The sequence below is a fragment of the Pseudomonas floridensis genome, assembly GCF_002087235.1.
Taxonomy (GTDB): Bacteria; Pseudomonadota; Gammaproteobacteria; order Pseudomonadales; family Pseudomonadaceae; genus Aquipseudomonas; species Aquipseudomonas floridensis.
This window is the reverse complement of the sequence record NZ_MUIO01000002.1, coordinates 100,580-124,539: the sequence shown is the minus strand read 5'-3', so window position 1 is coordinate 124,539 and position 23,960 is coordinate 100,580. Positions and strand designations below refer to the sequence as shown.

19 protein-coding genes are annotated in these 23,960 nt (G+C 59.2%); 7 read left to right on the top strand and 12 right to left on the bottom strand.

Translation table 11 applies throughout. The features are described 5' to 3' along the window. The first annotated feature begins 1 nt into the window (after position 1). Positions 2-379 (top strand): response regulator, encoded by a 378-nt coding sequence (locus BZK31_RS00660; protein ID WP_083180961.1) that lies wholly within the window; start codon positions 2-4, stop codon positions 377-379. 65 nt (positions 380-444) lie between these two features. Here the strand turns inward: BZK31_RS00660 and BZK31_RS00655 are convergent, their stop codons facing one another. Both BZK31_RS00655 and BZK31_RS00650 read right to left on the bottom strand, forming a co-directional pair. Next, positions 445-2,475 (bottom strand): response regulator, encoded by a 2,031-nt coding sequence (locus BZK31_RS00655; protein WP_083180832.1) that lies wholly within the window; start codon positions 2,473-2,475, stop codon positions 445-447. Next, entirely contained in the window at positions 2,472-3,956 is a 1,485-nt protein-coding gene (locus BZK31_RS00650; RefSeq protein ID WP_083180960.1) for an ATPase domain-containing protein, read from the bottom strand. The genes BZK31_RS00655 and BZK31_RS00650 overlap by 4 nt, the downstream gene beginning before the upstream one ends. A gap of 230 nt (positions 3,957-4,186) precedes the next feature. Here BZK31_RS00650 and BZK31_RS00645 point away from each other — a divergent pair, with 230 nt between their 5' ends. Continuing rightward, on the top strand, positions 4,187-4,999 hold the full coding sequence (locus BZK31_RS00645) for a crotonase/enoyl-CoA hydratase family protein (protein ID WP_083180831.1): 813 nt from the start codon (positions 4,187-4,189) through the stop codon (positions 4,997-4,999). A 39-nt stretch (positions 5,000-5,038) separates the two neighbouring features. Continuing rightward, entirely contained in the window at positions 5,039-5,887 is an 849-nt protein-coding gene (gene nudC / locus BZK31_RS00640) for an NAD(+) diphosphatase (RefSeq protein ID WP_083180830.1), read from the top strand. On the opposite strand, the gene BZK31_RS00635 is transcribed toward nudC, so the two are convergent. The 6 genes from BZK31_RS00635 to BZK31_RS00610 form a co-directional block, all read right to left on the bottom strand. Continuing rightward, positions 5,843-6,622, bottom strand: a complete 780-nt coding sequence (locus BZK31_RS00635) for a sulfite exporter TauE/SafE family protein (RefSeq protein WP_083180829.1) — start codon at positions 6,620-6,622, stop codon at positions 5,843-5,845. The two genes, nudC and BZK31_RS00635, sit on opposite strands and share 45 nt — an antisense overlap. An 84-nt stretch (positions 6,623-6,706) precedes the next feature. Further along, the gene (locus BZK31_RS00630) at positions 6,707-7,852 is read right to left on the bottom strand and encodes a Gfo/Idh/MocA family protein (RefSeq protein WP_083180828.1); all 1,146 of its coding nucleotides are present in this window, start codon (positions 7,850-7,852) and stop codon (positions 6,707-6,709) included. Between the two features lie 111 nt (positions 7,853-7,963). Next, complete coding sequence (locus BZK31_RS00625) at positions 7,964-8,731, bottom strand: SDR family oxidoreductase (protein ID WP_083180827.1); 768 nt, start codon at positions 8,729-8,731, stop codon at positions 7,964-7,966. Positions 8,732-8,754: 23 nt separating this feature from the next. Beyond that, a complete protein-coding gene (locus BZK31_RS00620) occupies positions 8,755-9,822 on the bottom strand; it encodes a phosphotransferase family protein (protein WP_083180826.1) in 1,068 nt (355 codons plus the stop codon). Between the two features lie 208 nt (positions 9,823-10,030). Further along, positions 10,031-10,348, bottom strand: coding sequence for an SCP2 sterol-binding domain-containing protein (locus tag BZK31_RS00615; protein ID WP_083180825.1), 318 nt, complete (start codon positions 10,346-10,348; stop codon positions 10,031-10,033). Positions 10,349-10,417: 69 nt separating this feature from the next. Beyond that, positions 10,418-11,128 carry a histidine phosphatase family protein gene (locus tag BZK31_RS00610; RefSeq protein WP_083180824.1) on the bottom strand — a complete coding sequence of 237 codons (711 nt, stop codon included), beginning with the start codon at positions 11,126-11,128 and terminating at the stop codon, positions 10,418-10,420. Between the two features lie 202 nt (positions 11,129-11,330). Between BZK31_RS00610 and sohB the strand changes: the two genes are divergently transcribed. Further along, the gene (sohB, locus tag BZK31_RS00605) at positions 11,331-12,362 is read left to right on the top strand and encodes a protease SohB (protein ID WP_083180823.1); all 1,032 of its coding nucleotides are present in this window, start codon (positions 11,331-11,333) and stop codon (positions 12,360-12,362) included. Between the two features lie 92 nt (positions 12,363-12,454). Here the strand turns inward: sohB and BZK31_RS00600 are convergent, their stop codons facing one another. Together BZK31_RS00600 and BZK31_RS00595 are read right to left on the bottom strand one after the other, a co-directional pair. Continuing rightward, positions 12,455-12,949, bottom strand: a complete 495-nt coding sequence (locus BZK31_RS00600; protein WP_083180822.1) for a DUF934 domain-containing protein — start codon at positions 12,947-12,949, stop codon at positions 12,455-12,457. Then, entirely contained in the window at positions 12,933-14,591 is a 1,659-nt protein-coding gene (locus BZK31_RS00595; RefSeq protein WP_083180821.1) for a nitrite/sulfite reductase, read from the bottom strand. The genes BZK31_RS00600 and BZK31_RS00595 overlap by 17 nt, the downstream gene beginning before the upstream one ends. Positions 14,592-15,134: 543 nt before the next feature. Here BZK31_RS00595 and BZK31_RS00590 point away from each other — a divergent pair. Beyond that, a complete protein-coding gene (locus BZK31_RS00590; RefSeq protein WP_167377806.1) occupies positions 15,135-16,235 on the top strand; it encodes an ABC transporter substrate-binding protein in 1,101 nt (366 codons plus the stop codon). Here BZK31_RS00590 and BZK31_RS00585 read toward each other — a convergent pair. Further along, the gene (locus BZK31_RS00585) at positions 16,217-16,447 is read right to left on the bottom strand and encodes a DUF2970 domain-containing protein (RefSeq protein WP_083180819.1); all 231 of its coding nucleotides are present in this window, start codon (positions 16,445-16,447) and stop codon (positions 16,217-16,219) included. The genes BZK31_RS00590 and BZK31_RS00585 overlap by 19 nt on opposite strands. Positions 16,448-16,550: 103 nt before the next feature. After that, on the bottom strand, positions 16,551-20,270 hold the full coding sequence (metH, locus tag BZK31_RS00580; RefSeq protein ID WP_083180818.1) for a methionine synthase: 3,720 nt from the start codon (positions 20,268-20,270) through the stop codon (positions 16,551-16,553). 334 nt (positions 20,271-20,604) lie between these two features. On the opposite strand from metH, the gene BZK31_RS00575 reads away from it, so the two are divergent. Together BZK31_RS00575 and BZK31_RS00570 are read left to right on the top strand one after the other, a co-directional pair. After that, positions 20,605-22,737 (top strand): fatty acid cis/trans isomerase, encoded by a 2,133-nt coding sequence (locus tag BZK31_RS00575; protein WP_167377815.1) that lies wholly within the window; start codon positions 20,605-20,607, stop codon positions 22,735-22,737. Positions 22,738-22,924: 187 nt separating this feature from the next. Then, entirely contained in the window at positions 22,925-23,947 is a 1,023-nt protein-coding gene (locus tag BZK31_RS00570; protein ID WP_083180816.1) for an acyltransferase family protein, read from the top strand. Positions 23,948-23,960: the final 13 nt, after the last annotated feature.

The following is a 23,960-nucleotide window of genomic DNA, read 5'->3' as shown; positions in this document are numbered from 1 at the left end:
AATGAGCGCTGATGCAGAAAACGTCGTACTTATCGTCGAAGACGAACCCCTGATCCTGATGCTGCTGGCCGACTATCTATCGGGCGTGGGCTACCGCGTCCTGCAGGCAGAGAATGGCGAGCAGGCTTTCGAGATTCTGGCCACCAAGCCACACCTTGACCTGATGATCACCGACTATCGCCTGCCTGGCGGTATTTCCGGTGTGCAGATTGCCGAGCCGGCCGTCAAGTTGCGCCCGGAGCTGAAAGTGATCTTCATCAGTGGTTATCCTGCAGAGATCGTCGATTCGGGCAGCCCGATCGCGGCCAAGGCACCCATTCTGGCCAAGCCTTTCACTATGGAAACCCTGCAATCGCAGATTCAGGAACTGCTGGCCTGACGGATCAGGTCGCAGCGCTGTCCTGTGGACGCAGCGACACGCGGACATGAGCTGTAGGCGCTGTTTCAGGCTTCGATCATTTCCCGGACTTTCGAGGTCAGGTGATCAAAGGCAAACGGCTTGGTGATCAGTTGCATGCCGGTGTCCAGAAAGCCTGCACGTGCGGCGGCGTGTTCGGCATAGCCGGTGATGAACAACACTTTGAGGTCCGGCCGCAGTTGTCTGGCGATCTCTGCCAATTGCCTGCCGTTCATGCCGGGTAGTCCCACATCGCTGATCAGCAGGTCGATGCGCTGGCCGGATTCGAGAACCGGGACCGCCGCCAGCGAATCACCCGCTTCGATGAAGGCATACCCCAACTCGCTGAGCACCTCGCTGACCAGCGCTCTGACCGCAGGATCATCTTCGACGATCAAAACGGTTTCTCCGTCCTTGGCGTACACCGCATTGCTTTGGAAGGTCTGCTCGTCTTCGTCCTGATCACCCTTGAAGCGCGGCAGGAACAGTTGCACTGTGGTGCCGCGCCCGACCTCGCTCTTGATCGCCACATGCCCGTGGGATTGTTTGCTAAAGCCATAAATCATCGACAGCCCGAGGCCAGTGCCCTGGCCGATGGGTTTGGTGGTGAAGAACGGATCGAACGCACGACTGATCACCGATTCAGGCATGCCGCAGCCGTTGTCGGTGATGCTCAGCACCACGTAATCGCCCGGCAGCAGGTTTTCGTGGGCGTTAGTAAAGGACTTGTCCAGTTGCTGATTGTAGGTCTCGACGGTTAGCAACCCGCCATCGGGCATGGCGTCCCGAGCATTGAGCACCAGATTGAGCAGGGCGTTTTCCAGCTGATTGGGATCGGCCTCGGCCGTCCACAAATCAGTGGCGAGGTGCATGTCCAGCTGCGTACTTTCGTTGACGCTGCGCTGGATCAGTTCGCCCATGGCGTTGATCAGGTGGTTCATTTCCACCGGCTTGGAATCCAGTGATTGACGCCGTGAAAACGCCAGCAGGCGATGGGTGAGGGCGGCGGCGCGGTTGGCCGACGTCACACCCAGGTCGATCAGGTTATCGAGGCCTTCGGTACGGCCACGGGCCAGACGTCTTCTGATCAGTTCCAGACTGCCGATGATGCCGGTCAGCATGTTATTGAAGTCGTGGGCAATGCCGCCGGTCAACTGGCCGACCGCTTCCATTTTCTGTGACTGGCGCAACACTTCCTCTTTGTGCTTCAACTGCGACGTGCGTTCCTCGACTTGCTGCTCGAGCGTTTCGTTGAGGCGGCGCAGCTGCGATTCGGCCTGTTTGCGCTCGGTAATGTCCGAGGTCACCCCGACCAGCGAGCTGACCTGGCCGTTTTCATTGCGGATCGCTCGAGCGCGCACGTCCACCCAGTTCAGCGAGCCATCGGGCCAGACGTTACGGTATTCGATGATGAAATCGACACCGCTGTCCAGGCTGCGTTGAAGTGCGGATTGCATGCGCGGCTGGTCTTCGGGGTAGACGACGTTCAGCCAGTCGTCGTAGCTGAACGCTTCATGTTCTTCGCGGCCATAATGGCCTCTGGTGATAGCCGAGCAGTTGATCTGCAAGCGACCCGATTCCAGCTCCCAGGACCCCAGTCGTCCGGCCTTCAATGCATTTTGCAGGCGTTTTTCGCTTTCCAGCAGGTCGTCCAGGCGCGCCCGGGCTTCATATTGACGTCGTCGCCCGCGCACCGCCGTTGCCACCAGGCTGACCAGCGTGACCGGGTGGAAAGGGCGCTCCAGAAACGTTACGTTGCCGAGCAGGCTGCCCATGCGCGCCGAGGGATTCTGCTCGGGGCCGCCGTGATGGGTCAGCAGGACAATTGGCAGATCGGACCAGGCGGGTTGTTCACCCAACAGATCCAGCAACGGCGTGATGTCCACCATGCGCAACGCTTCATCGGCAACGATGGCAAGGCCTGCACCAGTATGCAGCTCAGCGACCAGTTCGGACAGGTCGCGCGCGACGGTCGCCGGATAACCGGCTTCCTTGAGAATCATCAGGGCAATCTGGCTGTCCCGTCCACGGGGCGCCAGAATGATCGCCCGTTCTGAAAATTGCCCCTTAATACTCACAAGTCTTCGTCCGTCAGCAGCGGTTTGCTCTCGCCCAGGTAAGTAGGAACCCCGCGCAACACGCCTTGAAAGGCTTCCAGCGGTGCACCGATTTTCAGGCCCTTGCTGCTGATGCGGTACTCGCGGATGGTCGATTCGTGGGTGCCGGTGCGCTTCTTGATGATCGAAATGGCCCTGCGCACCTGACCCAGTGCTTCGAAATAGCGCAGCAGAATCACGCTGTCGGCCAGATAGGTGATGTCGACCGGCGAACGCATGTCACCGACCAGACCGTGCTGTGCGACGGTCATGAAGGTCGAGGCGCCGCGACGATTGAGGTAGAGCAGCAGTTCATGCATGTGCAGAACCAGCGCGTTCTCTTCCGGCATCGATGCCTGATAACCATTGATGCTGTCGATTACTACGGTTTTGATCTGTTTCTGATCCACGGCGCGTCTGACGCGGTGGGAAAACTCGCCGGGCGACAGTTCGGCGGCGTCGATCTGTTCGATCATCAGATTGCCGGTTTCTTGCAGTGCACGCAGGTCAATGCCGATCTTGAGCATTCGCTCGAACAGCAGCCCCAATTCTTCATCGAAAATGAACAGCCCGACGCGCTCGCCGCGCGCCACGGCCTGCGCGGCGAATACCATTGAAATAAGCGATTTGCCGGTTCCGGCAGGTCCCAGTATCAGTGTGCTGGAACCGCCTTCGATGCCGCCGCCGAGCAGTTCGTCCAGTTCCTGAATGCCGCTGCTGAACTGGTTGCGCGAGTAGTCGGAGCGATGCTCGGCCGCCACCAGGCGCGGGAACACATGAATGCCGTCTTCGGCAATGGTGAAATCGTGAAAGCCGCCGCGGTATTTCTGGCCGCGGTATTTGACGATCTTCAAGCGCCGGCGCTCGGCACCATAAGCCGGCGTCAGCGACTCAAGGCGTATGACGCCGTGGGCAACGCTGTGCACGGTTTTGTCCAGCGCTTCGGTGGTCAGGTCGTCCAGTAACACCACCGTTGCGTCGTAACGTGCGAAGTAATGCTTGATGGCCAGAATCTGTCTGCGATAGCGCAGGGAGCTTTGCGCCAGCAGACGGATTTCCGAAAGGCTGTCGATCACTACGCGAGTCGGTTTGACGCGCTCGACCACTTCGAAAATCTGCCGCGTCGCCTCACCCAGTTCCAGATCCGAGGAGTACAGCAGGGTCTGATGGTGATTGGCATCGAGCAGGCTTTCGGGTGGCGTCAGTTCGAAAATCTTGATGTGCTCGTCAAGCTCCCAGCCGTGGGAGCGGGCACCATCGCGCAACTCCCGTTCAGTTTCGGAAAGCGTGATATACAAAGAGACTTCGTCCGCCCGAGCACCTGCCAGCAAAAATTGCAGCGCCACGGTTGTCTTGCCGGTTCCGGGTTCGCCTTCAAGAAGGAAAACGTGACTGCGTGAAAGACCACCCGAAAGGATGTCATCCAGACCTTCAATGCCGGTTGCCGCTTTTGACGTATTCAAGTATCGCCCTCTGATGACTGACGGAGCAGTATGGGTGTCACCCATCACTGGACACCATGGCACTACGACGGTTCAGACTATTTGGCACGTGATCCGGCCGATGCCGACACCTGCAGCCCTTGCCGCCAGCGGTTGTTCGTCCGGCAAATGTCGTAACAGTCGCCTTACGAGAGTCGTACCCGGATTGTTATAGTCCATGGATCCAACATCATCTTGCCGAGGATCATGCCGTGCGTGACTACCAAACCTTTCTGGTCGACCTGAACGACAATATTGCCCATGTGCAGATCAATCGGCCGGACAAGCTCAACGCCATGAGCGAAGCGTTCTGGACCGAGATCATCGAGATTTTTCAGTGGGTCGAGCGTGAAGACCAGGTGCGGGTCGTGGTCCTCAGCGGAGCGGGCAAACACTTCTCTTCCGGCATCGACCTCAAGATGCTGGCGTCGGTCGCGGACCAGATGGGCAAGGACACGGGGCGCAATGCCCGGCTGTTGCGGCGCAAGATAATCGACATGCAGGCGTCATTCACCGCGGTCGACAAATGTCGCAAGCCGGTGCTGGCCGCCATTCAGGGTTACTGCCTGGGCGGTGCCATCGATCTGATCTCGGCGTGCGACGTGCGTTATGCGACCGCCGATGTGCAGTTCGCGATTCGCGAAATCGATATGGGCATGGCCGCAGATGTCGGTACGTTGCAGCGCCTGCCACGGATCATCCCGGATGGAGTCATGCGTGAGCTTGCCTACACCGGCCGGACCGTTGAAGCGCAAGAAGCGCTGCGCATCGGCCTGACCAATCGCACCTTCGCCGACACAACGGCATTGATGGACGGGGTGATGGCGATCGCGCGACAAATCGCCGAGAAATCCCCGGTTGCTATCGAAGGCACCAAGCAGATGATCGGTTACATGCGTGACCACAGCGTCGACGATGGCCTTGAGCACGTTGCTATCTGGAACGCTGCCATGTTGCAATCGGCGGACCTGAAGCTGGCGATGGCTGCTCACATGAGCAAGCAGAAGCCGGTTTTCGACAATTGATGCGCTCGTACGCTTGCGTTTGAACAGAGGAGTTTTTCCATGACGCGCCCGGTGCGTTGGACGACCGCAGTGCTGGACATCGAAGCCGGTGGCGGTTGGGCCGTGGTCCATGGCGACCAGGGGTTTCTGCTGGACGGCAACGGGGTGATGTTCCCCAGAGCCTGGCTCAAAGGGCTGGACCTTGCGGTGCAGAGCGAGCACGGGATCGGCCACTTCGACGGTGAGGCCGTGTATCTGCTGGTGCTCGATCGATCGGTGCCGGTCGAGGGCTGCTCATGGCAAGGTTTGCGGCAGTTCATGCTGGAAGGTGATTTTGCCGTCTTCCAGATGCTCGGCTATGCGGCACAGATCAGTACCTGGGCCAGAGAGCACCGATTCTGTGGCGCTTGCGGGCGCCCCACTGTGCAGGTGCCCGGCGAACGCGCTATGTACTGCGAGCATGACAACCTGCGCTTATACCCACGCATATCGCCGAGCATGATCGTGCTGATCACGCGTGGCGATGAAATCCTGCTGGCTCGTTCGCCGCGCTTCGTGACGGGCGTCTACAGTACGCTGGCGGGCTTTGTCGAACCGGGTGAGTCGGCCGAGGACTGCGTGCGTCGCGAAGTGATGGAAGAGGTGCAGATTTGCATCAAGAACCTCAAATACATGGGCAGCCAGTGCTGGCCGTTTCCTCACTCGATGATGTTGGGTTTTCATGCCGAATACGAAAGCGGCGAGATTGTGCCTCAGGCCGACGAGATCGAAGACGCGCAGTGGTTCCGGATCGACGATCTGCCGTTGCTGCCCGCCAACCGGTCCATTGCGCGCTATCTGATCGAGGCCTATCTGGCCCGGCGATCAGGCGCCCCCGAACCAGTGCTGCCAGGCCAGGCGCACGGTTAGACCGAGCACCACGGTAATGAACACGGGGCGGATGAACTTCGCGCCGCCCTTGATCGCGGTGCCGGCACCGAAGTAGGCACCGAGCATGACCGCCAGGCCCATGCACAGGCCAATCACGTAATCCACCTGACCGGAAAACATGAACACCGACAACGCCACGGCGTTGCTGACGAAATTCATGCTGCGTGCGACGCCGCTGGCCTTCACCAGATCGACCGGGTAGAGCAGGAGCGTGCTGACCGTCCAGAACGCGCCGGTTCCAGGTCCGGCGACACCGTCGTAGAAGCCCAGAGTCAGTCCTTGCGGTAGCTGCCATTTCTTTTTGATCGGCGCGTCGCTGTCCAGCGGTGCTTTGGGAGTGCCGCCAAACAGCAGGTACAGACCGCAACCGAACACGATCACCGGCAGCATCTGATTCAGCCACTCGGCGGGCAGGTAGTGGGCGATGACCGCACCGATGACCGCGCCGACGGCGGTGCCGATCAAGGCATGCAGCCACTGCCGGGGATGAAACAGTTTGCGTCGATAGTAGGTGAAGCTGGCGGTGGCCGAACCAAAGGTCGAACTGAGTTTGTTGGTGCCCAGCACCAGATGCGGCGGCAGGCCGGCGGTCATCAGGGCCGGAGTGGTGAGCAATCCGCCGCCGCCTGCGATGGCATCGATGAATCCCGCAATGAAGGCAACTACCGCCAGAATGGCAAGCGTGGTCAGGTCGACGCTGAGTTCGAAAGGCATGGCACGGAGGGCTTATGGCAAAGGGGCAGAACGGCTGCCCGAACGCGGCGCATTCTAACCCTTTGCCGGATGTTGCAGGAAGCCTCAGATATCCGCGAGCGCTATCCAGCGCTGCTGCTCGGCGGCCAGACGAATTGCCGTGGCCAGGCGTTCGATCTGCCAGGCTTCTTCAAAATCCGGACCGCGACGGCCCTGACCGCATAGGGACAGCACCAGGGCCTGGACCTCCAGCGCCTTGAGTTCGTTATAGCCCAGTTGATGGCCTGGAGCCGGGCAAAACGCGGCATAACCAGGCAGCGACGGACCGGCCAGCAGGCGCTGGAAGCCGTCCCGTCCGGGTGCGCCAGCGCGGTAGATGCGCAGTTCGTTGAGCCGCTCCTGATCGAAGGCCAATGTGCCTTTGGTGCCGCTGATCTCGAAGCACAGATGATTCTTGTACCCATGCTTGAGCCAACTGCTGCTGAACGTCCCGCGTGCACCATTGGCGAATCGCAACAGCGCATGAGTCTGATCATCGACGGCAATGTCGCGCAACTCGGCGCTGCCAGATTGAGCCGGGCGCTGGCGGTGGACAGTGTTGACATCGGCGCACACCGCCTCGACATCACCCAGCAGGTAGCGCGCCATGGCCAGCAAATGGCTGCCCAGGTCTGCCAGCGCTCCGCCTGCATGAGCAGCTTCGCACCGCCATGACCAAGGTGATTGAGCATCGCCCATGAAGTCTTCGCTGAACTCACCCTGGAAACTGACAATTTCGCCCAGCTCACCTGCGTCGATCATTTCCCGGGCCAGGCCAATCATCGGATTGTGCTGGTAGTTGTAACCGACTTGCGTGACCACGCCTGCGACCTTGGCACTGCGCCGCATCTGATCGGCCTGAGCCAGGCTGACCGCCAGCGGCTTTTCGCAATACACCGCCTTGCCTGCCGCAATGGCTGCCATGGCCATCGGAAAGTGCAGATGATTGGGTGTAGTGATAGCAACGATCTGGACCTGAGCGTCGTCGATCAAGTACTGCCAGTTGGCATGGCTGCGCTCGAAACCCCAGGCCTGTGCGCAGCGTTCGGCGCGCGCGCTGTCGGCATCGGCAAGCGCGGTCAGACGAAGACGCGCGGGAAGATCGAGGGCAGCATTGGCGTTGCCGAACGCAAGCGCGTGAGCACGGCCCATGAAGCCGGTTCCGATCAGGCCGATGCCGTACTCCGGCAGGGTGGAAGAGGATTCCCGCATGACAGTCTCCAGAAAGGATTGTTGTTATGCGGAAAATATATTCCATTTATAGGAATCTTGGAAAATATAATTCATATTTTTGCGGTTTGGAAAATCTGTCTCGAACCCATGTCAGGACAAAAACCCGCCATCGACATTCAGCGCCACGCCTGTGGTATAGCTGGACGCTTCGCTGGCCAGATAGAGCACGGCACCTGCCATTTCACTCGGCGCGGCCACGCGTTTGAGTGGGATCTGGGCAAGTGCCATGTTCAGGATTGCGTCGTTCTTGACCAGCGCCGAGGCGAACTTCGTGTCAGTCAGGCCGGGCAGCAGGGCGTTGCAGCGGATGCCGAATTCCGCGCATTCCTTGGCGAACACCTTGGTCATGTTGATCACGGCAGCCTTGGTCATCGAATAGATGCCCTGAAAGGCTCCCGGTGAAATCGCGTTGATCGAGGCCACGTTGATGATGCTGCCGCCACCGGTTTCACGCATCAGTTTGCCGGCTTGCACCGACATAAAGAAATAACCGCGAATGTTCACATCGACGGTCTTCTGGAACGCACTCAGATCGGTGTCCAGAACGTTGCAGAATTGCGGGTTGGTTGCAGCGTTATTGACCAGAATGTCCAGACGACCGAACTGCTGACGAATCTGCTCGAAAACGCTATGGATCTGCTCCATCTCACCGATATGGCAGGCCATTGCCGTCGCCTTGCCACCCTCGGCAGTGATCGCATCCGCCACGGCCTGGCAGCCTTCGATTTTTCGGCTGGAGACGATGATATGAGCGCCTTGCTGGGCAAGCAGCCGTGCAATGGCTTCGCCGATTCCACGGCTGGCGCCTGAGACGAAAGCAATCTTGCCGTCGAGGTCGAAGAGTTGGGTTCTGGGCATGGGTTTTCCTTATTCTGATGTCATCAAAGGCTGGAGTGGGCGATTACGTTCAGGCTCATCTGCTCGAGCAGTTTGTTCATCTGGATGAACTGGGCAAAGCGCTTGTCCTGCGTCTGACCATGATAGAACCGGTAATAAATCTGCTGCACGATCCCGGCCAGGCGAAACAGGCCGTAGGTGTAATAAAAGTCGACGTTGTCGATCCGGATCCCCGAGCGCTCGGCGTAATAATCGACGAACTGCTGACGGGTCAACATGCCCGGCGCATGGCTTGGCTGGCGACGCATCAGTTGCACGGGGGCCGGGTCGTTGGCTTCAATCCAGTAGGCGAGGGTGTTGCCCAGATCCATCAGCGGATCGCCCAATGTGGTCAGTTCCCAGTCCAGCACGCCGATAATACGCATCGGGTTGTCCGGGTCGAGGATGACGTTGTCGAAGCGGAAATCGTTGTGCACGATGCTGGAAACCGGGGAATCGTCAGGCATCTTCGCCACCAGCCACGCTTTGACCTGCTCCCAGGCCGGAGCGTCGGGAGTCATGGCCTTCTCGTAGCGTTCGGTCCAGCCGACGATCTGGCGTTGTACGTAGCCTTGTGGCCTGCCCAGATCACCCAGTCCGCAGGCCTGGTAATCGACCCTGTGCAGATCGACCAGCCTGTCGATGAAGCTTTTGCACAAGTCTTGGGTCTGTTGCGCGTTCAAGCCCAGTTTCGGCGGCAGGTCGGAGCGCAGGATGATGCCCTTGACGCGTTCCATTACATAGAATTCTGAGCCGATCACAGCCTCGTCGGTGCAGTGCAGCCAGGCTTGCGGGCAATAGGGAAAGGCATCCTTGAGCTGATTGAGGATGCGGTATTCACGGCCCATATCGTGAGCCGACCTGGCTTTTTGGCCGAAAGGCGGACGACGCAGTACCAGCTCCTGTTCGGGGTACTGGATCAGGTACGTCAGGTTTGATGCGCCACCTGGAAACTGACTGATCCGTGGAGTGCCGGACAGGCCAGGAATATGGGTTTTGAGGTACGGATCGATCAGGGCGACGTCCAGCTCTTCGCCGCTACGAACATCGGTGGACTGGTCGGTTAGCGTCATGCTTATCCCTTCTACTTATTATGGTAAGCCCGCATCATTGGCTAATCTAATGATCAGGCAGCCAATGAACAACCTCGATTCAGCCTTATAGGCTAGCGTGTTGCCGATCAATCAGCGGCCTTGATTGCCGTTCAGCGATGGGTTGGCGAAAAAAAACCGAAGCCTGTCGGCCTCGGTTTTCGGGTCTGCGCCACGCGTTGTCCGGTACTTATACCGGGAACAGCTCGCTCAGTTTCATGGCCAGCATCATGTCGCCTTCAGCGCGCAGCTTGCCACCCATGAAAGCCTGCATGCCATCGGTCTCGCCGCTGACGATGCCTTTGAGGGTGGCGCTGTCCATCACCAGGGTGACATTGGCGTCAGGGTTCTCGCCTTCCTGCAGGTCGCAGGTGCTGTCCTTGACGATCAGTGCGTAATACTTGTCTTCGTCGGTGATATGAAAACCGAACACCAGGTCCAGGCCGGCAGCGGCGGCTGGGTTGAACTTGGCCTGCATGGTTTTGACGGCTTCAGCGGTTGAGGTCATGTCTTGATCCTTTAGGGTGTTCTGGTTTTGGTAGGTTCTGGCGTCCGATGGGGACGCGATTGACCGGTCTCATCGATAGGTGATGAGCTCCGGCGCCTTCAGCAATTGCAAGTGCGTGTAACTGTTGAAGGAAGCCAGGGTGACTTCGCTGCCTCTGAATCCTAGCCTGTGCAACGAAGTATTGACGATGTGCCAGTTGAGTTCGAAGGCTTGCGCCGCAGGCATTCCGGTAACCAGGTGCAGCAGGGCGGTAATGGTGCCGCCGGAAGTGAACACGGCGATGCGTTCGTGCGGGCCTGCGTTATCGATGATTCGGTCCAGTCCGGCCTTGACTCTGGCGACGAAGCCCAGCCAGCTCTGCAGGCCCAGGGTGTCATGCTGGCCACCAATCCAGCGGCCGATGATCAGCGAAAAAAGCCGCTGAAACTCGGCACGATTGTTGGCCGCGTCTCGCAGGATATCCAGAGCATGAGGCTCCTCGGCCAGCATTGCCGGTATCAGGGCGCGCATCACGCCTTCAGCATCGAATTCGTCGAACGCGCTGTCGATCTCCAGTTCGGGAACCTCCAGCCCGGCCTCGGCAAACCGGGCCATCGCGTTGTGTGCGGTGTCCTTCTGGCGGCGCAGATCACCTGATACACAACGATCGAACCTTATACCCAGCCCGGACAGATGGGCGCCGACAATTTGCGCCTGACGAATGCCCACCGGCGACAGGACGTCGTAATCGTCTGCACCGAATGAAGCCTGGCCATGTCGTATCAGGTAGATGCTGCCCACGTCCGTGTCGTCTCGGTACGTTGAAGGTCCGGCGAGGTTATGAGGGATGCCGGGGAGCTGTCAATGAAAAAACATACGCTCGTTTGAAATCACCGTTTTAACGGCGTGTAACCCTTGTCGCTGGTGATCATCAGGGGGCACCGGTATGCTGACGGTATCGCGGCCCTTGATCGGTAAGGGTGCATGCAAGTGAGGAATATCCGTGGAGTTCGTTGTCGATTACGCCAGTTTTCTGGCCAAGACAGTCACGCTGGTCATTGCCATCGTCGTAGTGCTGGTCGCCATTGCGTCCATGCGTGGCAAGGGACGTCGCAAAACGGCCGGGCAGCTTCAGGTCACTCGGCTCAATGATTTCTACAAGGGGTTGCGCGAGCGTCTCGAGCAGTCGTTGCTGGGCAAGGACCGCCTCAAGGCGTTGCGCAAGGAACAGAACAAGGCGTTGAAAAAAGAGAAAAAGGACAAGCAACAGGCTGACGCGAAAGCTCGGGTCTACGTGCTCGATTTCGACGGTGACATCAAGGCTTCCGCCACTGAAAGCATGCGCCATGAAATTACCGCGCTGCTGACGCTGGCCACTGAAAAGGACGAAGTGGTGCTGCGCCTGGAAAGCGGCGGCGGCATGGTTCACAGTTATGGGCTGGCTTCTTCGCAGCTGGCGCGCATCCGTCAGGCGGGTATTCCCCTGACCATCTGCATCGACAAGGTCGCGGCCAGCGGCGGCTACATGATGGCGTGCATTGGCAACAAGATCATCAGCGCACCTTTTGCGATTCTGGGATCTATCGGTGTCGTCGCGCAGTTGCCCAACGTGAACCGGTTGCTAAAGAAGCACGACATCGACTTTGAGGTGCTGACGGCCGGAGAGTACAAACGCACCCTGACCGTGTTCGGTGAGAACACTGAGAAGGGCCGCGAGAAGTTCCAGCAAGATCTGGACATTACCCATGACCTGTTCAAGAACTTCGTCGCCAGCTACCGCCCGCAACTGTCGATCGACGAGGTTGCGACCGGCGAGGTCTGGCTGGGTATGGCGGCGCTGGACAAGCAATTGGTCGATGAGCTCAAGACCAGCGACGAATACCTGGCCGAACGCGCCAAAGACGCCGACGTGTTTCACCTGCATTACGCACAGCGCAAGAGCCTGCAGGAGCGGATGGGAATGGCGGCAGCGGCATCGGCCGACGGGCTGATGGCCAAGTGGTGGGGGCGTCTGACGCAGCAGCGGTTCTGGTAAGGCCTCGTTCATTCAGCGGCCATTTGACGTAAACCAAAAAGCCCGGACCTTCGAGAAGGTCCGGGCTTTTCAATACCGCAGATTCAGTGCGATCAGCGACGACGGAAGAGCGGCAACGGCTCGTCGGTAGCAGCCTGATAAGTCACTGAGAAATCCTTCAGGCCTTCCAGCGCTTCGTACGGGTCCTTGTCGGCACGTACCGCAAAGGCGTCGAAGCCACAGCGGCGCATGTAGAACAACTGATCGCGAAGCACGTCGCCAATGGCGCGCAGTTCACCTTTGTAGCCGTAGCGGTCACGTAGCAGGCGCGCATTGGAGAAACTGCGACCATCGGTGAACGCCGGGAAGTTCAGGGCGATGACCTTAAACTGATCGACGTCTTCACCGATCTCCTCGGCTTCCTCGTCACTGTCCAGCCACACACCCAGGCCGCCGTCGCGCGCCTTGAGGGCATTACCGTGCTCGCGCCACAGCGCCAGCGGCACGATCAGGTCGTCGCAGTTGGACAGGCTATCGAAGGTCGTTTCCTTGGGCAGCAGGTGCCAGGTCTCGTCGATGACTTCGTTGTTCTTAATGATTCGCTGCATAGACGCGCTCCTTGAAAGGGTCAATGCCAATACGCTGATAGGTGTCGATGAAGCGCTCGTCTTCGGTGCGCTTCTCGACATAAACGTCGATCAGCTTTTCGATCACGTCCGGCATTGCTTCCTGAGCGAACGACGGGCCGAGGATCTTGCCCAGGCTTGCATCGCGGCTGGCACTGCCGCCCAGCGACACCTGATAGAACTCTTCGCCTTTCTTGTCTACGCCCAGAATGCCGATATGACCGACGTGGTGGTGACCACAGGCGTTCATGCAACCGGAAATATTGAGGTCCAGTTCGCCGATGTCGAACAGATAGTCCAGATCGTCGAAGCGGCGCTGGATCGATTCTGCAATCGGGATCGACTTGGCGTTGGCCAGCGAGCAGAAGTCGCCGCCAGGGCAGCAGATGATATCGGTGAGCAGCCCGATGTTGGGCGTCGCGAAACCGTTTTCACGCAGCTCGCCCCACAGTGTGAACAGCGCGGTCTGCTCGACATCGGCCAGAATGATGTTCTGCTCGTGCGATGTGCGCAGTTCACCGAAGCTGTAACGATCGGCCAGATCGGCGATGGCATCCAGCTGTTTGTCGGTGACGTCACCCGGTGCAACGCCGGTTGGCTTGAGCGACAGGGTGACAGCCACATAGCCAGGCTTCTTGTGCGCGAACACATTGCGCTGGCGCCAGCGAGCGAAACCGGGGTGCTGCGCATCCAGCGCCGCCAGCTCTGCGTGCTGCTCGGTCAGTGCCTTGTAATCGGGATCGACGAAGTGCTTCGAGACGCGTTCGACTTCCGCTTCGGTCAGCGTGGTCTGTCCGCCGCGCAAATGAGTCATTTCCGCTTCGACCTTCTGGGCGAACACTTCCGGCGTCAGCGCCTTGACCAGAATCTTGATCCGCGCCTTGTATTTGTTGTCGCGACGGCCATAGCGGTTGTACACACGCAGGATGGCGTCCAGATAGCTCAACAGGTCTTGCCACGGCAAAAACTCGTTGATGAAAGCGCCGACCACCGGGGTACGGCCCAAGCCACCGCCGACCAGAACGCGGAAGCCCAGTTCGCCGGCTTCGTTGCGCAACGGTTCCAGGCCGATGTCGTGGACTTCGATGGCCGCACGATCACCGCTCGAGCCGTTGATCGCGATCTTGAATTTGCGCGGCAGATAGGCAAATTCCGGGTGAAAGGTGGTCCATTGGCGCACGATTTCGCACCAGGGGCGCGGGTCCACCAGTTCATCGGCCGCGACGCCGGCGAACTGGTCGGTGGTCACGTTGCGCAGGCAGTTGCCGCTGGTCTGAATCGCGTGCATCTGCACGGTGGCAAGCTCGGCCAGGATGTCCGGCACGTCTTCCAGCGCCGGCCAGTTGAACTGGACGTTCTGCCGGGTGCTGATGTGGGCGTAGCCCTTGTCGAAATCACGGGCAATTTTCGCCATCATGCGCGCCTGACGCGAGGTCAGTTGGCCGTAAGGCACGGCCACACGCAGCATCGGCGCGAAACGCTGGACATACAGACCGTTTTGCAGGCGCAACGGTCGAAACTCTTCCTCGCTCAGTTCCCCGTCCAGGTAGCGTCGGGTCTGATCCCGGAACTGCTTGACGCGGTCCTCGATGATCCTCTGATCGTAATCGTCGTATACGTACATATAGGTCCTGTTCTCAGGCTTCGTAATGACGCCATGCCGCTGCACCAATAATGCGGTTGCGCAGGGCTCTGCGTCATCTGATCAATTCTGCGCGCACGGTCGCGCACTCCCATCGGAGCGGAGGCGAAGATAGCAGTTTGCAGATATCGATAAAAGTGATGTTTATATATATGCAAATCACTAAAAGCGATAAGCGTTGCGGCTCGCAAACATGTCCCTGCTTGCCGTGTGGGCAAGTCTCGACTTAACTGACGTTTGATCACTGCCTGATGAGCGCTGCTTTTATTTTTCATATGCAATCACCCATAAGACTGACAAGAGGCGATGCGATGAGCAAGCACCCCAAAACGACCAAGCCCGACAGTTCCGTGGATGCCTGGGCCATTCTCTTCATTATCATTCTGGCCGTGGGCGCCGCGGTGTTCTGGGTCAGTGGACAATAGGCTGCCGCCAAAGAATGCGGTCATGCCCTCCAGAACCTTGGGGTTGCAGCCGATAGATCAGCCATAGAGCGATCATTCCTGCTGCTCAAGGTCTGGATATATGAAAGTGTTCCTGGTCCATTGGCTAATGCTGTTCGGCTGTCTGTGGACGGGGCTGGCGTGGGCGACCAACGTGGTATTCATCAGCCCCGGTACAGAGACCGACGGGTACTGGCGCAGCTATGTGCGGGTCATGCAGTCCGCCGCAGCGACGACCGGCATGACGTTGACGGTGCTGCACTCCGACCGTGATACGCGCAAACTGCTGGCCATGGCTCGCGAGACGCTGCAGGGCAGCGTTCGGCCGGACTACCTGTTGTTTTCCAACGAACTCAACGTCGCCCCGGAGATCTTGCGCCTGTCGCAGGGCAGTGGCGTCAAGCTGTTCGCGGTCAATAACACGTTCACTGCGGATCAGTTGCGCATCCTGGGCGATCTCCCCTCGCGCTACCCCGATTTCATCGGCAGCCTGGTGGGCAACGATGAGGAGGGCGGCTACCTGACCGCCAAGCGCCTGATCAGTCTGGCTGCACCCGTCGCTGAAGGCGCCACGTTGGAAATGCTGGCCTTTTCCGGCACCAATACCACACCGGTATCTCTGTATCGTGAGATGGGCATGCGCCGCGCCCTGGCCGAACACCCGGAGGTCCATCTGCGCCAGATCGTGTTGAGTGGCTGGCGTCGGGACCGGGCGCTCGAGCAGGCGCGGGTGCTGCTCAACCGCTATCCGGACATTCGCCTGATCTGGTCGGCCAACGAGCAGATGGCCTTCGGTGCCATGGACGCGCTGCGCGAGCGCGGCGGGCAGCCGGGCAGGGACATTCTGTTCAGCGCCATCAACGGCACTGCATTGTCGTTGCAGGCGCAACTGGACGGACGTTTGAGTGTGGTGGCCACCGGGCATTTCACCCTTGGCGGCTGGGCAATGATTCTGCTGCACCGCTACGACACCGCCCAGCGCCAGACCCACAAGCAAGCCGGCTCACGCGTCATCCAGGTGTTGCATCTGGTCGAGCGGCAGGATGCCCCGCGCTTTCTGGAAGCCACGATGCACGAGCACTATCGGCTCGACGTACAGGCGTTCAATGTGAGCGCGACTGGCGAAGACTCGCCGTTTTCCCTGAAAAACATGCTGCCCCGTGCTCATCCCAGTGCCAGATAAAGCACCAGTTGCACGACGCCAAACAGTACTGCGACGAAGATGACCGTGCACAAAAGCCCTAATAGCAGAAAGTGCGCCGGTTTGCCGTGAGTGAAATCACGCTCGCGGTTCTTGCCACTCTGTACACCGAATGCGGCCGCCAGAATGCTGTGCAGCATCTGCCGCACTGTCGGTGACTTGTTTTTGGGTGAGTCGTCGCAATGATCGTCCATAGCTCTCGCCTGCACACTGTCTGTTCAGCCTGATCGGGCCGCAGGATGCAAGCGAGCTGTCTTTCGCCGGAGGGCCCGGCGACACACTGTCGGCTACAGCGGCTTATTCATCGTAGCCCAGATTCGGTGCCAGCCAGCGCTCGGTGACGCTAAGGTCCTGTCCTTTACGGGCGGTGTAGCTTTCGATCTGATCCTTGTCGATCTTGCCGACGGCAAAGTACTGCGCCTGCGGGTGAGCGAAGTACCAGCCGCTGACCGCAGCCGCCGGGAACATGGCGTAGTGTTCGGTGAGGAACACGCCGCTGCGGCCCGGCGTATGTTGCGCAGTGCCTTCCGGCAGCGGGTCGAGCAGGGTGAAGAGGGTGCCTTTTTCGGTGTGATCCGGGCAGGCCGGATAGCCCGGCGCCGGACGAATGCCCACGTACTGCTCCTTGATCAGCGCCTCGTTGTCCAGCGCTTCGTCCTTGGCGTAACCCCAATAGTCCTTGCGCACCTGTTGATGGAGCCATTCGGCACAGGCTTCGGCCAGACGGTCGGCCAACGCCTTGACCATGATCGAGTTGTAATCGTCGCCTTTGTCCTGATAGGCCTTGGCCACTTCCTCGGCACCGATGCCTGCCGTGGTGATGAAGCCACCGATGTAGTCGGTCAGACCGCTATCCTTCGGCGCAACAAAATCGGCGAGCGAGAAATTCGGCTTGCCGTCGGGCTTGATGGTCTGCTGGCGTAAGTGATGCAGTTTGGCCAGCGGCTTGCCGTCGTCGCCATAGACCTCGAGGTCGTCGTGATCGACCTGATTGGCAGGCCAGAAACCGAACACTGCACGGGCACTGATCAGTTTCTCATCGATCAGTTTGCGCAGCATTTGTCGGGCATCGGCGAACAGAGCAGTCGCGGCTTCGCCCACCACTTCATCAGTGAGGATGCGCGGGTATTTGCCTGCCAGGTCCCACGAGATGAAAAACGGCGTCCAGTCGATGTAGTCGGCCAGCACGTTGAGGTCGATGTCGTTCAGAACGCGAGTGCCGGTGAATGTCGGCCGGGCTGGGGTGTAATTGGCCCAGTCGAATTGTGGCTTCTTGGCGACTGCTGCGCCGTAGCTCAAACGTTCGGTACGCGAGCTGCGGGCCGAGGTGCGTTCGCGCACTTCGACATACTCCAGGCGGGTCTTCTCGATGAAGGCAGGCTTGAGTTCCCTGGACAGCAACTGGGTGGCAACGCCCACCGCACGCGACGCATCGGTGACATAGATCACCGCATCGTTGCTGTACCTGGGTTCGATCTTGACTGCGGTGTGCGCCTTGGACGTGGTCGCGCCGCCGATCATCAGTGGCAGGTGGAAATCCTGACGCTGCATTTCCCGTGCGACATGCACCATCTCATCCAGCGACGGTGTGATCAGGCCCGACAGGCCAATGATGTCGCATTTCTCGTCGCGAGCCACTTGCAGGATTTTCTCCGCAGGTACCATCACGCCCAGGTCGACGATGTCGTAGCCGTTACAGCCGAGCACTACGCCGACGATGTTTTTGCCGATGTCGTGCACATCGCCTTTGACCGTGGCCATCAGGATCTTGCCCTTGGCTTCAGGCTTGTCGCCTTTTTCCAGCTCGATGAACGGAATCAGGTGCGCCACGGCCTGTTTCATCACACGGGCGGATTTCACCACCTGCGGCAGGAACATCTTGCCGGAGCCGAACAGATCCCCGACCACGTTCATGCCAGACATCAATGGTCCTTCGATTACTTCGATAGGGCGGTTGAACGACAGACGGGACTCTTCAGTGTCTTCGACGATGTGGGTGGTGATGCCTTTGACCAGCGCGTGCTCAAGCCGCTGATTGACCGGCCAGCTGCGCCACTCTTCGGTTTCGGCTTCCTTGACGCTGCCATCGCCCTTGAATTTGTCGGCGATCGCCAGCAACGCATCGGTGCCGTCGGCGGTGCGATTGAGCACCACATCTTCCACGCAGTCACGCAGCTCGGCGGGGATCTGATCGTAGATCTCAAGTTGCCCGGCGTTGACGATGCCCATGCTCAGGCCGTTGCGGATCGCGTGCAGCAGGAACACCGAGTGAATCGCTTCACGTACCGGATTGTTGCCCCGGAACGAGAACGAAACGTTGGATACGCCGCCAGAGGTCAGCGCGTAAGGCAGCTCGTCGCGGATATAGGCGCAGGCGTTGATGAAGTCCACGGCATAATTGTTGTGCTCTTCGATGCCGGTGGCGATGGCGAAGATGTTCGGGTCAAAAATGATGTCTTCCGGCGGGAAGCCCACTTCGTTGACCAGGATGTCGTAGGAGCGCTTGCAGATTTCCTTCTTGCGCGCCTCGGTGTCGGCCTGACCCTGTTCGTCGAAGGCCATGACCACGACCGCAGCGCCGTAACGTTTGCACAGTCTGGCGTGATGAATGAACTGCTCGACGCCTTCCTTCATGGAAATGGAGTTGACGATGCCTTTGCCCTGAATGCACTTCAGACCGGCTTCGATCACTTCCCATTTGGAGGAGTCGATCATGATCGGCACGCGAGAAATGTCCGGCTCGCCAGCGATCAGGTTGAGGAAGGTCACCATGGCCTTCTTCGAGTCCAGCATGCCCTCGTCCATGTTGATGTCGATCACCTGGGCACCGGCTTCGACCTGCTGCAGGGCGACTTCCAGCGCTTCGGTGTAATTGTCTTCACGGATCAGGCGGGCAAAACGGGCGGAGCCGGTAATGTTGGTGCGCTCGCCGACGTTGACGAACAAAGACTGACGATCGATGGTGAACGGCTCAAGTCCCGACAAGCGGCACGCCTTGGGAATGTCCGGAATCTGGCGAGGCGCATAGCCCGATACTGCCTGAGCAATGGCCTTGATATGCGCGGGCGTGGTGCCGCAGCAGCCGCCAACGATGTTCAGAAAGCCGCTTTCGGCGAACTCTTCGATGATCTTCGCGGTCTGGCTCGGCAACTCGTCGTATTCGCCGAACGCATTCGGCAACCCGGCGTTCGGATGCGCGGACACATGGGTGTTGGCCTTGTTGGCCAGTTCCTGCAGGTACGGGCGCAATTCGCTGGCGCCCAGCGCGCAGTTCAGGCCGACCGACACCGGTTTGGCATGGCTGACCGAGTTCCAGAATGCCTCGGTGGTCTGTCCTGAAAGGGTACGGCCCGAGGCGTCGGTGATGGTGCCGGAGATCATGATCGGCAGCTCGAAGCCCAGTTCCTCGAACACACCTTGCACGGCAAAGATGGCGGCCTTGGCGTTCAGGGTATCGAAGATGGTTTCGATCAGGATCAGGTCCGCGCCGCCTTCGATCAGGCCGCGTGTCGCTTCGGTGTAGTTCTCTACCAGTTCGTCGAAAGTGACGTTGCGATAGCCCGGATTGTTGACGTCCGGTGACAGCGAGCAGGTCCGGCTGGTCGGGCCGAGCACACCAGCGACGAAGCGCGGCTTGTCCGGCGTTTCCAGCGTCTTGGCGTCTGCCACCTTGCGTGCCAGACGAGCGCCTTCTACGTTCAGTTCATAAACGAGGGACTCCATGCCGTAGTCGGCCTGGGACACCTGTGTGGCGTTGAAGGTGTTGGTTTCGAGGATGTCGGCCCCGGCATCCAGGTATTCCTTCTCGATGGCGCCAATCACGTCCGGTCGAGTCAGGATCAACAGGTCGTTGTTGCCTTTGACATCGCTGGGCCAGTCCGCGAAACGCTTGCCACGGTAGTCCTGCTCCTCGAGCCGGTAGCTCTGGATCATGGTGCCCATGCCGCCATCGAGGATCAGGATCCTCTGTTTCAGAGCGTCGAGAAAGGCTTGATGGCGGGCGCTGCGGTCAGACATTGGGGGCTACCTTGAGAAGGTCGATACGTAAAGAACGGGATAATAGCAAACCGGAACGGATTTGGTGTTGTCAGGGCTTTTGCATGAAAATCGCTCATGTTGGGTGATGGCCGAGCCTTGTAGAATTGCGCCATTTTAATATCAAGGCTCTGGTGCCATGCCGTACCGCTTGTGGGCAGGCATCGTCCTGCTTTTTTCTTGCTGCACTCTTCACGCCCAGAGTCAGACGATGCCTCCCATGTCCTCTCCTGCCGTTTCCTACGTGCGGGACATTCAGCCGATCCTTACCGAAAAGTGCGTGGCCTGCCATGCCTGCAACGATGCACCGTGCCAGTTGAACCTGGGCAGCGGCGAAGGTGTGAGTCGCGGTGCGAACAAGATACCGGTCTATCAAGGCGATCGGACGCAGGCGGTCGCGCCGACACGTCTTTTTTATGACGCCCGGGACACTGACGCCTGGCGCGGCAAGGGCTTCTATTCGGTACTGGACGCGCAAGGCAGTCAGGCCGCTTTGATGGCGCGCATGCTGGAACTGGGGCGCAGCGCCCCGTTGCCCGCCAACAGCAAGATTCCCGACAGCATTGCGCTGGGCATCAACCGGGAAAACGTCTGCCCGTTGCCGGGTGAATTCAACGCCTACGCTGCAGCGCACGCTCAACAAGGCATGCCGCTGGCCGTGGCGGGGCTGACCGATGCCGAATATCAGACGCTACAACGCTGGCTGGCCGCCGGGGCTCCGGTCGAGCAACAGCCGCTTACGCCGACGGTAAGCGAGGCTGCGCAGATTACGGCATGGGAAAACCTGCTCAATCAGCCTGGTGCCAATCAGACCCTGGTCGCACGCTGGCTGTTCGAGCATCTGTTTCTGGCGCATATCTATTTCCAGGATGGCGAGGTCGGGCATTTCTATCAATGGGTGCGTTCACGCAGCCCGAGCGGGAAACCGGTGGATTTGATCGCCACCCGGCGCCCCGACGACGACCCTGGCAGCGATTTCTATTACCGGCTCGTGCCGGTGCAGGGCGTGATCGTGCACAAGACCCACATCACGTATGCCCTGAGCCCGCAGAAGATGGCGCGGGTCAAGCAACTGTTCTACGCCAACGACTGGAAGGTCAGCGCATTGCCGGGCTACGGTCCTGGGCATCGGGCCAATCCTTTCCTGACCTTCGAGGCAATTCCGGCCGCGGCGCGCTATCAGTTCATGCTGGATAACGCCGAGTATTTCGTGCGCACGTTCATTCGCGGCCCGGTGTGCCGAGGGCAGATCGCAACGGACGTGATTCGCGATCAGTTCTGGGTGATGTTTCAGGAGCCTGAGCATGATCGTTACCTGACCGATGCGGCCTATCGAGGGCAGGCCACGCCGCTGCTGGCCATGCCGGGACAGAACGACGACGTCGGCAGTGTCTTGAGCGTGTGGCTCTCGTACCGTGATCGCCGCAACCAATACGAAGACCTGCGTCGTGACACCTACGCCAGGAAGCCACCGCCAGGCTGGAGCGATCTGTGGACCGGCAACGACAATGCCTTGTTGACCGTCTTCCGTCATTTCGACAGCGCGTCAGTGACCAAGGGGCTGATCGGCGACGTGCCGCATTCCATGTGGCTGTTCGATTACCCGTTGCTGGAGCGGACCTACTATCAGTTGGCGGTCAACTTTGACGTCTACGGCAACGTCTCCCATCAGGCGCAGACACGGTTGTATTTCGATCTGATTCGCAACGGTGCGGAGATCAACTTCCTGCGCCTGATGCCGGCTGACCTGCGCGAAGGCCTGCTCGGTGATCTGTACCAGGACAGCGGCAAGTTCAAGATGTGGCTGGACTATCAGGCCATCGACGACGACACGCCCAGCGGTATCGGGCTGGATGAAAAGCATCCGGTGCGCGACTTCGCCGACAAGCTGATTCAGCGTGCTGGCAGCCTCAATGCGTCACCTGACCCGATCAACCGCTGCAGTGGCGCCTACTGCTCGCGTCCGGGCCTGAGTGCCGGCTTCGCGCAGGCGGAGCAGGCGCTCAGTCGGTTGACTTCGCGACCCGCCGCGGGGCTCAAGGTCATCGATCAGTTGCCGGAAGCCACCATGCTGCGCATCGAAGACGGCAGCGGCAGGCGGGTGATATACAGCATGCTGCGCAACCGTGCGCACACCAACGTGGCGTTTCTGCTCGGCGAGTCATACCGCTATATTCCGGGGCTGGACACGCTGACGATCTATCCAGGCGTGCTCAGCAGCTATCCCAACTTCATGTTCAACGTTTCGGTGGCCGATGTTCCGGCCTTCGTCGATGCCATGCAGCAGAGTAAGGATCAGGCGAGTTTCGAACGGATCGTTCAACGCTGGGGCATCCGACGTACCCATCCGCTGTTTTGGACCTACTTTCACGACCTGAACCGCTACCTGAACGAAACTGAACCGCGCGAAGCGGCGGTGTTGGACATGAACCGCTACGAGAACCTCTGAATCCGGCGATTTCCGGCTGCGTGCCATGAAATACATGGCCTGCGGCCATCCCTGCAAACCTGAACGGATCGTATTTTCCACGATCTTTTTTTCAAAAAGGCGGTCCGAAAGGAGCGCGCCACGGAACCAACGGCTGAAGTCGAGCCTTGATTCCTGGTTGAAAAGTCAGGCAGTAGAGGTTTTTTGGATGTTGATTTCGGTACAGGCCTTACGGGCATTCGCAGCGTGGGTCGTGGTGTGTCATCACTTCATGCAGATTTTTTACGACTTCAAGGCCAGTGGTCCCATTGGCGAGTTTTTTGTCTCCAAGGGCGCAGTCGGCGTCGATATCTTTTTCGTGATCAGCGGGCTGGTCATCTTCCTCTCCACCCAAAAAAGTGACATGCCCGCCGGGCGTTTCATCCTCCACCGTCTCATTCGTATCGTGCCTGCCTACTGGCTGTACACCGCAGCTATGGGCCTGTTACTGCTGGCTGCCGCGCCAATGCTGCCGCATCAGGTCATTGGCTGGCAGAACTTCCTGTTGTCGCTGGTGTTCATTCCTTCGGAAAATCCGGGAGGCTATGGGCTGTATCCCACATTGAACGTCGGCTGGACGCTCAATTATGAAATGTTCTTTTACCTGCTGTTCTCCATGGTGTTTCTGTTCAAGCAGCGCCACCGGCCACTGATCATCGCCGCCGCCCTGTTCGGCGTTAGCGAAGTGCTGGCACGGGCTGGTCTGATCAGTCGCTTCTATGGCAATGACATCATTTACGAATTTCTGTTGGGTATCGGCATCGGCATCCTCTATCGGCGCGGCTGGATCAAGGAAGCCCTTTGGCTACCCCTGGCCGGCATCGCGGTCGGGCTGTACGCGATCAATCACCTGACCAATGAGCAGCGCCTGCTCAACTGGGGATTGCCCAGCGCCTTGATCGTGTTGTCCTGCATCTCGCTGGAACCGTATTTCAGAGGCAGCAAACTGCTCAAGGTGCTGGGCGACTGTTCATATTCGGTGTACTTGCTGCATGTACTGGTGCTGTACGGCGGTCTGTTAATGGCGCAGCGTTATGGTCTGAGCCCGTATGTGGTTTTCGCCTTCTGCGTACCGGTCATCGCCATTGGTGCGTGGCTCAGTTACGAGTGGATCGAGAAGGGGCTTTATCGTCGATTGAAGGACTGGCTGGATGCCCGTCGCGCCGTACAGCCAGGCGGGGTGCTTTCCTGACAAAAACACTAGG

Excerpts from the sequence above, each read along its gene's own strand:
- BZK31_RS00660 (WP_083180961.1), top strand. The coding sequence starts at position 2 with ATGAGCGCTGATGCAGAAAACGTCGTACTTATCGTCGAAGACGAACCC.
- nudC (WP_083180830.1), top strand. The coding sequence starts at position 5,039 with ATGACGCGCCCGGTGCGTTGGACGACCGCAGTGCTGGACATCGAAGCC.
- BZK31_RS00635 (WP_083180829.1), bottom strand. The coding sequence starts at position 6,622 with ATGCCTTTCGAACTCAGCGTCGACCTGACCACGCTTGCCATTCTGGCG.
- BZK31_RS00630 (WP_083180828.1), bottom strand. The coding sequence starts at position 7,852 with ATGCGGGAATCCTCTTCCACCCTGCCGGAGTACGGCATCGGCCTGATC.
- BZK31_RS00625 (WP_083180827.1), bottom strand. The coding sequence starts at position 8,731 with ATGCCCAGAACCCAACTCTTCGACCTCGACGGCAAGATTGCTTTCGTC.
- BZK31_RS00620 (WP_083180826.1), bottom strand. The coding sequence starts at position 9,822 with ATGACGCTAACCGACCAGTCCACCGATGTTCGTAGCGGCGAAGAGCTG.
- BZK31_RS00615 (WP_083180825.1), bottom strand. The coding sequence starts at position 10,348 with ATGACCTCAACCGCTGAAGCCGTCAAAACCATGCAGGCCAAGTTCAAC.
- BZK31_RS00600 (WP_083180822.1), bottom strand. The coding sequence starts at position 12,949 with ATGCAGCGAATCATTAAGAACAACGAAGTCATCGACGAGACCTGGCAC.
- BZK31_RS00595 (WP_083180821.1), bottom strand. The coding sequence starts at position 14,591 with ATGTACGTATACGACGATTACGATCAGAGGATCATCGAGGACCGCGTC.
- BZK31_RS00590 (WP_167377806.1), top strand. The coding sequence starts at position 15,135 with ATGAAAGTGTTCCTGGTCCATTGGCTAATGCTGTTCGGCTGTCTGTGG.
- BZK31_RS00585 (WP_083180819.1), bottom strand. The coding sequence starts at position 16,447 with ATGGACGATCATTGCGACGACTCACCCAAAAACAAGTCACCGACAGTG.
- metH (WP_083180818.1), bottom strand. The coding sequence starts at position 20,270 with ATGTCTGACCGCAGCGCCCGCCATCAAGCCTTTCTCGACGCTCTGAAA.
- BZK31_RS00570 (WP_083180816.1), top strand. The coding sequence starts at position 22,925 with ATGTTGATTTCGGTACAGGCCTTACGGGCATTCGCAGCGTGGGTCGTG.